This is a genomic window from Corynebacterium spheniscorum, from assembly GCF_900113445.1.
In the GTDB taxonomy this organism is placed as follows: Bacteria; Actinomycetota; Actinomycetes; order Mycobacteriales; family Mycobacteriaceae; genus Corynebacterium; species Corynebacterium spheniscorum.
Window position 1 is genome coordinate 67,321 of sequence record NZ_FOPJ01000005.1, and the last position, 13,015, is coordinate 80,335.

The 13,015-nt window shown below is 58.5% G+C and carries 10 protein-coding genes; 1 reads left to right on the top strand and 9 read right to left on the bottom strand.

Going from position 1 to position 13,015, the window contains the following annotated elements:
• Positions 1-32: 32 nt before the first annotated feature.
• The 8 genes from BMZ01_RS05305 to BMZ01_RS05340 form a co-directional block, all read right to left on the bottom strand.
• Positions 33-836 carry a YbjN domain-containing protein gene (locus tag BMZ01_RS05305; protein WP_177180072.1) on the bottom strand — a complete coding sequence of 268 codons (804 nt, stop codon included), beginning with the start codon at positions 834-836 and terminating at the stop codon, positions 33-35.
• Positions 837-846: 10 nt separating this feature from the next.
• The gene (serA, locus tag BMZ01_RS05310; protein WP_092285198.1) at positions 847-2,433 is read right to left on the bottom strand and encodes a phosphoglycerate dehydrogenase; all 1,587 of its coding nucleotides are present in this window, start codon (positions 2,431-2,433) and stop codon (positions 847-849) included.
• A 93-nt stretch (positions 2,434-2,526) separates the two neighbouring features.
• The gene (locus tag BMZ01_RS05315; protein ID WP_092285200.1) at positions 2,527-4,221 is read right to left on the bottom strand and encodes a hypothetical protein; all 1,695 of its coding nucleotides are present in this window, start codon (positions 4,219-4,221) and stop codon (positions 2,527-2,529) included.
• 104 nt (positions 4,222-4,325) lie between these two features.
• Positions 4,326-6,122 (bottom strand): GmrSD restriction endonuclease domain-containing protein, encoded by a 1,797-nt coding sequence (locus tag BMZ01_RS05320; protein WP_092285202.1) that lies wholly within the window; start codon positions 6,120-6,122, stop codon positions 4,326-4,328.
• A gap of 155 nt (positions 6,123-6,277) precedes the next feature.
• Positions 6,278-7,267, bottom strand: coding sequence for a cation diffusion facilitator family transporter (locus BMZ01_RS05325; RefSeq protein ID WP_092285204.1), 990 nt, complete (start codon positions 7,265-7,267; stop codon positions 6,278-6,280).
• A gap of 267 nt (positions 7,268-7,534) precedes the next feature.
• On the bottom strand, positions 7,535-8,329 hold the full coding sequence (locus BMZ01_RS05330) for an ABC transporter ATP-binding protein (protein ID WP_092285206.1): 795 nt from the start codon (positions 8,327-8,329) through the stop codon (positions 7,535-7,537).
• On the bottom strand, positions 8,326-9,432 hold the full coding sequence (locus tag BMZ01_RS05335; protein ID WP_092285208.1) for a FecCD family ABC transporter permease: 1,107 nt from the start codon (positions 9,430-9,432) through the stop codon (positions 8,326-8,328). The genes BMZ01_RS05330 and BMZ01_RS05335 overlap by 4 nt, the downstream gene beginning before the upstream one ends.
• Positions 9,429-10,475: a FecCD family ABC transporter permease gene (locus tag BMZ01_RS05340; protein WP_092285210.1), complete on the bottom strand. Its 1,047-nt coding sequence runs from the start codon at positions 10,473-10,475 to the stop codon at positions 9,429-9,431. The genes BMZ01_RS05335 and BMZ01_RS05340 overlap by 4 nt, the downstream gene beginning before the upstream one ends.
• Positions 10,476-10,571: 96 nt before the next feature.
• On the opposite strand from BMZ01_RS05340, the gene BMZ01_RS05345 reads away from it, so the two are divergent.
• Complete coding sequence (locus BMZ01_RS05345) at positions 10,572-11,612, top strand: ABC transporter substrate-binding protein (protein ID WP_092285212.1); 1,041 nt, start codon at positions 10,572-10,574, stop codon at positions 11,610-11,612.
• 238 nt (positions 11,613-11,850) lie between these two features.
• On the opposite strand, the gene ilvC is transcribed toward BMZ01_RS05345, so the two are convergent.
• On the bottom strand, positions 11,851-12,864 hold the full coding sequence (gene ilvC, locus BMZ01_RS05350; protein ID WP_092285214.1) for a ketol-acid reductoisomerase: 1,014 nt from the start codon (positions 12,862-12,864) through the stop codon (positions 11,851-11,853).
• Positions 12,865-13,015 lie beyond the last annotated feature (151 nt).

Here is a 13,015-nt window from a genome sequence, read left to right on the forward strand (position 1 = left end):
TTTCTCACCTGATGGTCCTAGGGCTTAGGTTATCAGATGCGATGCAGGACGCTACGCAATTGGGTTGCGGCCCCCACCACACCTAAGCGGACGGCTTGGTCGACCTGCTCATCGCTTAATCCGGCACGGCATGGGGCGGCGAATTCGGCGGCGGCCCACCACTGGTCATCGCGGAAAATCACGCAGACGGCGGCACCGGTGGGTTCGGATAATTCATTGAGGTTGACGCGGTTGCATAGGTCCACCAGGCGGGCGGCATCTGGTTCCATGGGAACGCGGGCAATGACCCGCACATGGGCGGTGCTGGGATCACCGTAGGGAATATCGACGGGGGTTCCGGCGAAGGATAAATTGAGCATCTGTGTTGCGTTGTCTGCAGGTACCTCTGCCAACCCACGCGCGCGGAAAACCTTTTCCACCCGATCTCGGGTAAAGCCCAGTCCTGAAGGTGAAGCGAGGGAGGGGAATCCCGCGTCGCGAATGGGTAAATCGAGCCCCTCGGTCATGGTGCGCACGAGGATGTTGGCAGCCTCAATGGCGGCGGTGGCGAAACCGTGGAGCTGCTCATCGTTGAGGGTGCCGGGGTGCACGAGGCGGGCGACGGCGACGTAGTCCTCGGGGTTGATGCCGGGCGCGTCGAGGTCCTTGGCGGGCACGATCATGGCGATGGGCCAAGGGTGCGAGGAGTTGATGAGATTGGCCAGGGACAGCGCCTCGATATAGCGGGCGCGGTGGATGGCGGTGCGCCAGACGATGGTGGCGGTGGAAAGCTCCGGAGATGAGTCGAAGGCGATAGCACAGGTGCCATCGCCTTCGGGGAGGTGGGGGAAGTTCATACCCCTCAGACTAATGCAGGTCGATTTGGATCGCGGAGGCGTCCAGGACCTGGCAAATATCCTCGAGTAGATCCTCCGGGACGATGCCATCGAGGCGAAGGATGAGGGTGGCGGAATCGGCATCCGTTGGGGTCAAGGCGGCGGCATTGATATTGATGTCAGCGTCGCCGAGGCGAGTGCCGACCTTGCCGAGCGCGCCGGGCAGATCCTTATAGCGCAGGAAGAGGTTGAAGCCGTGGGCGCGCATATCCACACCGCGACCATTGATTCGGACGATCTTTTCGATGCGGTCCAGGCCGGTGAGCGCACCGATGACACTAGCGCGGGCACCTTCGGCACCGATGACGGTGACCTCGAGGACGCTGCGGTGCGTGGTGGATTCGGTGGCGGTGGAGACCTTGAGGTCAACGCCGCGTTCTTCAGCGATGCGCGGGGCATTAACGAAGGTGACGGGCTCTTCAATGACTGCGGAGAAGAGGCCGCGGAGTGCGGAAAGGCCAAGGCCTTCCACGTTTTCGGTGGAGAGTTCGCCGCGGGCTTCGACCTCGATGGCGACTGGGGCTTGGCCCAGCAGGGCACCGGATAGGCGGCCGAGCTTGCGGGCGAGTTCCATCCACAGGGCAACTTCTTCGCTGACGCGTCCGCCGGCAACGTTGACGGCATCGGGAACGAACTCGCCGTTAAGGGCCTTCAGGACGCTGGCGGCCACATCGGTGCCGGCGCGGTCTTGGGCTTCGACGGTGGAGGCGCCCAGGTGCGGGGTGACAACAACCTGCTCGAGCCCAAAGAGCGGGGAGTCGGTGCAGGGTTCGCTGGCGTATACATCGAAGCCGGCGCCGCGGATGCGGCCTTCCTTAATGGCTTCGGCCAGAGCTGCTTCATCCACCAGGCCACCGCGGGCTGCGTTGATGAGGATCTGGCCGGGCTTTGCCTTGGCCAGGAGCTCAGCATTGAACATGCCGGCGGTTTCTGGGGTCTTGGGCAGGTGGATGGTGACGAAGTCGGCGCGCTCCATGAGTTCAGGGAGTTCGACGAGTTCTACGCCGAGCTGCGCTGCGCGAGCCGGGTTGGCATAGGGGTCATAGGCGATGATGGTGGTTTCGAAGGCGGCGAGACGCTGGGCGAAGAGCTGCCCGATGTGTCCGAAACCGACGATGCCGACGGTTTTGCCATAGACTTCCACGCCCTTGAAGGAGGAACGCTTCCACTCCCCTTCGCGCAGGGTGTGGTCTGCGGCGGGGATTTGGCGGGCGGTGGCCAACAGCAAGGTGATGGCGTGCTCGCAAGCGGAGTGAATATTGGAGGTGGGGGCGTTGACCACCATGACGCCGCGCTGGGTGGCTTCGGTGATATCGACATTGTCGAGGCCGACACCGGCGCGGCCAATGATCTTGAGGTTGGGGGCGGCGTCGAGAACTTCTTTGTCGACGGTGGTGGCGGAGCGCACCAAGATAGCGTCGGCTTCCGGGGCTGCGGCTAGAAGTTCGGGCCGGTTGGGCCCATCCACCCAGCGGATCTCGACGGAATCGCCAAGAGCGTCCACGGTGGATTGGGCAAGTTTATCGGCAATGAGTACTACGGGGCGACGACTGCTCACGTGAGCGTTCTCCTGAAAGAGGTTGGGCGGTTTTCCCGCTCATCTTACTCATTGCACTGCATAATTTTCATTCGTGCCCCCAACCTTGGGTACCTACTGATAGGAGACGAACCAGGGGCGTGGCTCGACGGCGTAGGTTTGCTCCGGGGTGAAGGTTGGGCTGTCTTCGTCATAGAAGTTCTTCCAGGCCATGAAGAAATCTGGACTTAAACCTTGGCGAAGCACGTTCCAGGTGTCGAACTTCTCTTCCGGCACTCCATGACCATCAGCATGTAGAACAAAGGCCAATTCTGGATAATCCGTGCGGATCTGTTCGCGATCGCGCAGCATTTGTACCTGGAATTGGTGCAAAATGAGGGCCTTTTGGGGAAGTTTCTTTTCCCGCACCAGGTTAGCGAGCCATTCAGAGACCTCATTGACCTCTTGGGCTTCGACATGTCCCACCCGTTGCAAGGGCTTTTCATCTGGACCGATGCGCCATTCGGGGTCCAGGGCGAGGCCTACATTGGGGCGCGAGAGGAGGTCCTCATAGAGCTTGGCTTGTTCCAACAAGGTGGAGCGGCCGGGTTGGAGATCAATAACCGCATAACCCCCGGCATCGACAACTGCGTCGATATAAGGCTCAACTAGTTCCGAGGGGAATTCATTGGAATAATTTCCATCTTCTCCGGGGAATTCGCTCGCCACGGTGACCATGACTTCTACTGCCGGAATAACTGGTTGGGATTCCAAGGGCTGGTATTGGGCGACCATATCTTTAAGCCGGGCGACCGTGGCTTCTGGGTCTTGGTCCCCCATTGCGCCTAGTGCGGGGCCGGTGGGGTGACCATAGAGCGCAATCATGCGGCGCCCGGGGAAGACTAAGCCGCCACCGCCGGGAAGCTCGGTGGTGATCTCTTCGCCGAGGCGGATCTTATCCGCCAGTAGCTCGCCGCTACCGAAGGCCGAACCTAAAGCGAGTAAGGGTTTATCGGCTAGCCCGGCGACCATGTCCATGGTGTCGTGGTTGAGCCGGGGATCGGCGTAGTCCATGAAGCGGACCTCGGCGCCATAGCTACGCGCATTGGCGACATCAATAATGTCGGATTCCGGGGAAGCAATCACGACCGGCGCGGCATCAGCGTCGCGGCGCGATTGAATGGGGAAAGCAGGTAGCTTCTTGGCTTCCTTAATGGCATCTTTATCCGGGGCGGCGGTGCTTGGGCTATTGCTCAACAAGGTCGGGTCATTGCCTAGTTCGGCAACTGCTTTGACCGGGTTCTCATAAGACTGCGCATCAAAGTGAGTGGCGGTGAGTTGGGTCAGCGCCTCGGTGGTGCCGGGGTCTTGGATGAAGGTGCGCTCGCCCGTGGTTGCGGCGATCTCTACCTCGCCTACCAGCAAAATGGTTTTTGCTCCCAGCTCTTCTAGGGCCGCAAGGAGTTCAGCGCGTTGCTCTGAGTCATAGCGGAATACCGGCGCGTGGGCTGTTACCGCGATGGATGCGGCACGCATGAGGGATTCTTCATCTCCGGCGCTAATGACTGCGGTATCGGATTTATCGAAGAAGAGCTTCGCGGACTCTAAACCATTGGCATCAGGAATAACGGTGGGTTTAGCTGGGAAGCGTGGATCCACATTGCGATTTTGGTTTGCTGAGCGGGCTTCGGCATAGGGTCCGGCAGGGCTGGGTGAAGAGGCTGCCTGAGGGTCCTGCGAATCTTTAGGTGAGTTTTCACCGCACGCTACTAGGGCGGTGCTGCAGCTAAGGAGGAGAGCAATCAGGGCGCGACTCGAGCGAGAAGACACGTCTAAACAGTTAGCCTTTCGACATAGCAGCACGCGCGCAACCCACGATTTCGTAGGTGCGCGCGTTGGATGGGCGAATCAGAAATAAATCACGGGTTGGTGAATCATTCTACAAAGGCGCTTGGGCCCTCATCGCCACCGCGTAGGTCACTATCATCAACATCGCGGATGACCTCCTTATCTAGCGCATATTCCACCATCCCGAGGATCCTTTCGCGACGATCCGCGAAGAACGCTAAGGCATCGCAGCTATGCAATAGCTTCGGGGTGATTTCATGGCTAGCGAGAAGCTCATCGAACTCTTCATCATCGAGCAGGGACTTGGATTGGATCCGCGGCAAGTAGCGCGCCGGGGAGTTATTTTCCATCATCACTCGAGTACGAGCACCCAAGGGGGTGCGGTTGAGCACGCTATCGGCGAGGATCGGATCAACACCCATTTCATGTAACCAGTGCGCCGGGAAGATGCGCTGGAATACCGGTTCCAGGGCGTCGTAGCTCCACTGGTCGAAGGTTTGACCAGTACGCCAATCGCGCGCACCACGGGCCATCAACAGGGAGACAATGCCCTTATAGACACCGGAGTTCTCGCCGATGCTGAGCAGACGCGATTCGGTGAAGGATGCATCCGCCACGGTCTTGGGTACTTCATCGCTTTCACCGCGGATCCAGGCAGAGACTTGGTCCACATCATGGGCAGCACGGATGGTGACCGCCGGGGAGCCATAAAGTTCACCGAAAACACCGGACCAGAACCAGCGGTTGAGCAGGTCCCAGCCTTGGGTGGTAGCTAGTGCGGCGGGAGTATCGGCGAGCATCGCCAAAATAACAGCCAGCGGTACCAGCTGAGCCGGGTAAGGCACATGTTCGGGTTTGAGGAAGCAACGCTGGTTGAGGAAGACTGCGGCTTCGACGAAGGTGATCCGAAGCACCTCGGAGGCCTCCAGGTAGTCCTTGAGGCTGAGGTTCAGGATATCTTCGCGTTGACCAGCCGCACGCCCACGACGACCGGTAACCAAAAGGCTGGCGGCCATGAGGAAGCGAGTGCGATCCACAGCATCCAAAACCGGGTATTGACGCAGAATAGCTTCGGTTTCTGCCCAGTGTTGGGCCAGGTGGAAGTCCTCATCCTCGGCAGCGAAGACCGCGGTAAGGAGCTCGAAAACATCCATTTGCAGGCCAGCGGAGTTTACTTGGGCGAAGATGGAGCCCACGCCGGACTTGGCGGTTTCACGCCCGATGCGGATAACCGGCACGGTGTAGCCAGAAAGCGGGGCGACGATGCGGCGTTGGAACTCCTTGATGGCGTGAGCCAATTCTTCATCAGCGGTGGCCGCTAGATCGAAGAGCAGGTCAGTGGCGCGGCCATCAAGTAGGCGGGCTACTGGGACGCAGCCATTGCGCAGGGCGTCTTCATAGGAGTTAATTCCCTCGGGGATCTTCGGGCCAAAGTGCGAGCGCACTTCGCCGGAAGGCTCCACGGAAAATACTGCTTCATCGGGCATAACGTCCTTGCCAGAGACTGCGCGGCGGATATCCACGTAGAAGGTGCGGCGCACTTTCTTGCTGCGGAAATCTACGGAGTCCACGGTGCCGTCGCCGCGGAAGCAGTGGTACAAGGTGGTGAGGCGTTGTTGGCCATCAAGCAGGAGGAGCCCAGGGTTACTTCCGGTATCCGGGGCGCCGACTAGGGGCCGTGGGCGAAAGCGCATTGGTTCATTGCGGGTATCCAGGGCCATGAGGCAGCCGATGGGATAGCCGCGCAGCACGGTCACTACTAGCGCCCTGATGAGGTCAACATCCCAAGCGTAGGAGCGCTGGAAGTCAGGTAGCTGTAGTTCACCGCGATCAACGCGGGAAAAGAGGTCGGGTAGGTCGTAGCTCGGCGTGGTGAAACCCATACCTGTGATGATAGACCTGTGATCGGACATTCGCGCCACCCAGTACTCCCCCTCCGGCGGATTCTTTCACCAATTCAGCCCAGCAACCAGGCTTTTTCAAAAACAAACGGGAGGAAACAAACATCGTTTCCCTCCCGCTTGCATGGACCTGATTCTTAGCAGACGGTCTCGTGTTCAATATGGAGCGGCGTTTCTAGCTGGATCGTGGAGTGATCGATACCATGCGCTGCGAAAACCGCATCTGCTGCGTCTAGGATCCGGCAGTGTTCACCGGGGGCGCAGCCTTCATCAGCCACAACGAGGTGGCAGGTGGCGAGCAGACGGGTGCCGTCAGTGGTCCATACGTGCAGGTCATGGACTGCTTGAATATCGGGAAGCTCGGTGAGCTTTTCTTCCAGGCCTTGCATATCAACCCGGCGCGGTGCGCGTTCAAGGAGCACATCGAGGGTATCCATGAGCAGACGGATGGAGCGTGGGAGAACCAGTGCCGCGATAATCAGCGAGGCAATGGTGTCGGCGATGAGCCAGCCCGTCCAGTTAATAATGAGTCCGGCCACGATCACGGCGAAGGAGCCGAGAAGGTCCGATAGGACATGGAGATAAGCGCCCTTCATATTCAGGCTGTCGTGTTGGCGACGAACCAGAATCCAGGCGGAGATGGCGTTAGCAAGTAAGCCGATCATGCCGACGGTCAGCATGAGTCGGGTGTCGATCTCATCGGGGTGACGGAAGCGTTGGATAGCTTCCCAGACGATCCACACGCAAACGAGGGAAACGGTTAGTGCGTTAATGAGTGCGGCGAGCACTTCTACGCGGCGATAGCCGTAGGTGGATCGGCGGTCGGCGGCGCGGCGGCCAATAACGATAGCCACGAAGGAGAGGATCAACCCGGTGGCATCGGAGAGCATGTGCATTGCGTCCGATAGCAGAGCAAGGGATCCAGAGATAAGACCAGCGATTAATTCGGCGAAGAAAATTGTGCCGGTCATGACTAATACGATGCCCAGCGCCTTTAAGGAGCTCGGGGCATGCGAGTGCACTAATCCACCGTGCTCATGATCGTGACCGTGATGATCATGGTCATGGTGATGGTGGTCGTGCGCTTCCCCGGCGTGCTTATGGGTAGGGGCATCTGCGTTATTCATGCCACTCAAGCTACGCTGCCTTGCTCCCTATTGCAAGCTTATTGAAAATGAATAGGGCGGCCTTTCTTAAAAAGTTCGGCTCGCCGATCACTGTTGAATGGGGGAACCAATTTCAACAAGGGTTTTTCTTGAACGTGCACCTCAGCGACTCGAGGAGAAAAACCGACCGAGAGATCGTCAATAAATACTTACTCAGACGTAGGTGAACATTTGTGTCAGTTTCCCTGATCTGTACCGTCCTTATTGAAAATGGAACGGCGGGTTGCGTTAGCGTGGCACCACGAGCGGCCCACCGTGGTAAGGGTCGGTAAGCACCCCCGCTTCTAACCCGAAGGTGTCGGCGAGTAGCTCTGGGGTGAGAATCTCTTTGGCTGAGCCGGTTGCCGCTACCCTGCCTGGGCCCATAACCACCAGGTGGTCAGCAAAGCGCGCGGCTAGGTTGAGATCATGCAGCACCATCACAATGGTGCGGCCATCTTCTTGTTTCATGGTCTGCACTAGGCGCAGTACATCTACAGAATGAGCCAGGTCCAGGTAGGTGGTGGGCTCATCAAGGAGTAAAAGATCTGTGTCTTGGGCAAGCACCATCGCAAGCCAGGCGCGTTGGCGCTGACCTCCAGAAAGTGAAGATAGCGGGCGATCGCCTAGTTCTTTTACTCCAGTTTTTTCCAGGCAGGCATCGACTACTTCCGAATCAGCTGAAGACCATTGCCTAAACCAGGATTGGTGCGGGTGCCTCCCGCGGGAAACTAGATCTTGGACGGTAATACCATCGGGGGCTTGGGGCGATTGAGGAAGAACCGCAAGCCGGCGGGCGAGATCACGTCGGCTAAGTGCTCGGGCATCTTCCCCATTGATGGTTAGTTGTCCTTGAGAGGGCAAGAATTGCGAGAGTGCTTTGAGCAAGGTGGATTTACCACAACCATTCGGCCCAATGATTGCGGTGACTTCGCCTGCCGGAAGAGTAACGCTGAGGTCTTCTAAGATTGTGTGTTCACCGTAGGCGACGTGGAGGTTGTGAGCTGCCAGCGCGGTGCTAGTCGATATGGTGGGGACGGTCATGCGTTGGTCCTCCGGTTTGCACGGATGAGGAGATGGATAAGGAAGGGTGCGCCAATAGCTGAGGTAACCAGGCCTACGGGGACTTCCCATGGCAATGCGCTTCGACCGATCAAGTCTGCGAAGGTCACCAATAGTGCGCCTACGGCACCGGATGTGAGTAATGGTTGGGTGGGGGTTCCGGCTAATCGCATGGCAACTTGGGGTGCAACAAAGGCGACAAAGCCGATGGGGCCGGCAGCGGCGACGGCGGCTGCAGATAATACGACTGCAGCAAGTAGCAGAAGGGCTTGTCCCCATTGGTGAGATACACCTAACCCGGATGCGGCTTGGCTGCCCAAAACGATGGCATGGAGTTGGAAGCTCAGCCACGCCACGACGGGCAGAACAACGATCAATGCGATAATCACGGGACGTAAATCGGGCCATTTACTATCTGAGAGCGATCCAGATAGCCATACTCGAGCAGCACCTACGTCTCGAATATTGGCGGTAACCATCAGCAGCATGACATAGGCATGCAAAATTGCCGATAGTGCGATGCCGATGAGCACTAGCCGGAACGGGTCCACACCTTTTCGCCAGGCCAGCACCCAAATCAGTGCTGCAGTAATGAGTGCTCCGAGCAGTGCCACCAACGGAAGGGTGATAGCGCTCAGCCCCTCAGATAAGGCCTTACCCCACACTGCCCCACCAAAAACTGAGTTGAAGACGATCACGGTGACAGCTGCGGCGGCAGCTCCTTGGGTGATGCCGAGGATATCGGGGCTGGCCAGAGCATTGCGAGCGGTGGCTTGGGTTAAAGCACCAGCTATCCCCAGGGCATAGCCGATGAGGATGCCGAGGATGCCACGTGGGAGGCGTCTTTCTACCACAATGGTGTGGTCTAGTTTGGTTCCTCCACCAAAGAGGGTTTTGGCCACGTGGATGGGGGTGATCTCGTATTTCCCGAGGGCGAGCGCCAGTATCAACACGAGGAAGGTAAGCGCACTAATGAGTAGGAATACGCTGATGACCCGAGGTTTCCAGCTCATTGATACTCGCCCGATTTCCACGGTGCTTCGCCCAGTGTAGTGAGTGCGGGTGAAAGTCGAGGTTGAGGTCATAGGGATAGCAGCCTCTTTCGGCGAACAAAGGCGATGAAGAAGGGGCCTCCGATGAAGGCCAAAACAATGCCGACTTCTAATTCGCCGCTGGACAGGATGATTCTTCCGAGCACATCGGCGATGGTGAGCATGAGTGCCCCGGCAAGTGCTGAAAGCGGTAATATCCAGCGGTTATCCGGCCCAGTGAAGGTTCTAGCTATATGTGGAACGACCAGGCCGACAAAGGCAATGGGGCCGGCTGCGGCAGTGGCGGTTCCAGCTAAAAGAGAAATTAACACCAATCCGATAATGCGGGCCCGGGTGACATTAACCCCTAGCCCGGAAGCAGATTCTTCGCCTAAAGCTAGGGCGTTGAGCGTTGGTCCGGTGCTCAGCGCAATCGCCACGAAAATCAGCATGATAGGACCTAATACCCAGGCGGTATCGAGGGTCGCTCGAGCCACGGATCCGACCGTCCAAAAGCGGATGCGGTCCATGGTGCGGGCATCTGCAAGCACCAATGCGGTGGTCATGGAGCCTAAAAGCGCTGATAGTGCTGCACCGGCAAGGATGAGACTCAGCGGATTAACTGAGCCTCGCCCCATAGCGGCAATACCGAAAACCGCTGCGGCCGCCGCGAGCGCCCCGATGAAGGCGGCGATGGCGGTAGCGGAGGTGGACTCCACGCTTAGGAAGGTGAATCCGAAGACTACGGCGAAGGCCGCACCGGAGGTCACCCCGAGGATTCCGGGGTCCGCGAGAGGGTTGCGGGTATGCCCCTGAATGAGGGCACCTGATACTCCTAGTGCGGCTCCCGCGCAGAGCGATATCACGGTGCGGGGGACGCGGAGCATGGCGATGACTTCCCCATCGGATCCGCCGGTAGTGCGGGTATGGAGAGCTTCCCACGCTGGCCGGATCGCGGTGATGAGATCGCTTAAGCTCATGAATCTGGCACCTAATGCGAGGCTGGCGATACCCGCAAGGATTACCCCCGCTGCCAGCAGACAGACCCCTAAAAACCGGCGCGTACCGGGCCTCGTGGGGGCCGTGAGGTTTTCCATAGTTGACCTTTTCCGCCCAGGAACTTGACATTGGTTCGGCTAACCTTATTGTGGTGTAGGAAACATAGTCAACCTGGAATACAGAGGTTCCATCTGATGAAGAAATCCATCAAGTCGGCGCTTGCCGTCGGCGCCGCAATGAGCGTGCTGCTCAGCGGGTGTTCCAAAGACGCGGGGGACGCACCTCCCCCCGCTAGCGAATCGAACGTAAGCAGTAGCTCGGCAAGTTCTGCTGCTGCAGAGGCTACTAGCAGCGAAAAGGCCGCGGGGACGGTCACGATCAAGCATGCGTGGGGGGAAGATGAGTACCCCGTGAACCCAAAGAAGGTCGTGGCTATGGGGGCTGCAGTTGATGATCTTCTTGCTTTGGGCGTTGTTCCTGATGTGGTGGTGGGCGCGAAGCGCGACAATGAGTCGCCGTGGCGTAAGGATCAGATCCAGAACTCGAAGTTCGTGGAAGTGACGAATTTCCGTGAGTTGCCCATCGAGGAAATTGCCAATGCCAACCCGGATATCATCGTCGGTGACTTCTGGACGGTGAACCAGGATGTCTATGGGTCGCTCAAGGATGTAGCACCGATTATTGGTGGTATTGGTGCTTCCCCGGCGGAGCGCGGTTGGCGCCCACGTACAGAAGCGTTGGGCGAGATCTTCGACAAGGAAGCAGAAGCTGCGAAGGTCATCAAGGAACATGACGAGCTTTTCGCTAAAACCGCGAAGGATCTTCCGGGACTTGAAGGCAAGAGCGGCATTGTTGCGCAGTACGCCAAGGAACGCGGCGGCATTGGCGTGGTGATTGATCCGGAAGAGCCCGGTAACTCCTTCTTGAAGGAATTGGGCATGAAGCTTCCGGATGGTTTTGCCACCTTGAAGGACAATGGTTCGGGTCGTTCGATTGTGTCGGCGGAAAATATTTCGGCGATTGATTCTGACTTCGGCGTGATTTACGCGGTCAGTGGCACTGAGGACGAGATCCATGCCATCCCAGGTTTTGATGATCTCACCCAGGTAAAGAATGACACCTTGGTATTTGGTGACCATGTGTTGGTGCAGGCTCTGAATAACCCTTCGGCTTTGAGCATGAAGTGGGCTCTTGAGCAGCTGCGCCCCGCACTCGAGAAAGTCTCCAAGATCTAGCGGAAACTATCTCCTCCCGATACCGCTATCTGAGCTCGCTACAGAGCTCTTCCCTGGCCTGTGATAAGCAGGTCAGGGAGTATTTCGTTCGCTACTCGCGGCTAACCACTGACCCGGCGTGGCATAGCGCAGCCCTTGGCTGCGGTAGCTTGCGCCTCCTCACCCCTGCCCCACGGTCTCGAGAATGCAAAAATTCCCCAACCACCTAAGGTGGCCGGGGAATTTTAGGGCGCTGTGATTAAGCGGTTTCGTCGAGCGGGTTCTTGACCCAGCTCATCAGGTCGCGCAGCTTAGCGCCGGTTTCTTCGATCGGGTGATCGGCGATTTCCTTGCGCATGCCTTCGAGCTCCTTGTTGCCGCCTTCGACGTTGGCGACCAGGCGCTTGGTGAAGGTGCCATCCTGGATGTCCTTGAGGATGTCGCGCATGCGGTCCTTGGCGCCGGCGTCGATAACGCGCGGGCCGGAGACGTAGCCACCGAACTCGGCGGTGTCGGAGACGGAGTAGTTCATGTTACCCAGGCCGCCTTCGTAGACCAGGTCAACGATGAGCTTCATCTCATGGAGGACCTCGAAGTAGGCCATTTCCGGCTCATAACCGGCTTCGGTGAGGACCTCGAAGCCAGCCATGATGAGGAATTCCAGGCCACCGCAGAGCACAGCCTGCTCGCCGAAGAGGTCGGTGACGGTTTCAGCTTCGAAGGTGGTGGGGATGACGCCGGCGCGGGCGCCACCGATGGCGGCGGCATAGGAGAGGGCCAGCTCGCGGCCTTCGCCCTTGGGGTCCTGATCCACGGCGATCAAGCAGGGAACGCCCTTGCCATCAACGAATTGGCGGCGCACCAGGTGGCCGGGGCCCTTGGGGGCGACCATGCCGACGGTGACATTGGCCGGGGGCTGGATCAGATCGAAGTGGATGTTCAGGCCGTGGCCGAAGAAGAGGGCGTCGCCGTCCTTCAGGTTAGGCTCGATGTCCTTCTTAAAGATCTCTGCCTGGGAGGTGTCGGGGGCGAGCAGCATGATGACATCAGCCCATGCGGCGGCGTCGGCGTTGGACTTGACCTCGAAGCCGGCTTCCTTCGCCTTCTCCGCGGACTTGGAGCCTTCACGCAGACCGATAACAACCTCAACGCCGGACTCACGCAGGTTCTGCGAGTGGGCGTGCCCCTGGGAGCCGTAGCCGATGATGGCTACCTTGCGACCTTGGATGATGGACAGGTCGGCGTCAGCGTCGTAGAGAACTTCAATTGCCATGAGTGTGTAACACACCTTTCCGTTAGCGGGGTTTCCCAATTTCTCAAGAAACCATATCACAGAATGAGATTATGGGCGTTACCGCAGGGTGTTTTAGGCCCTACGGTTTCACTATGTGGGATTATGGGTGGTTTGGGGGTTGGGGGTTGGC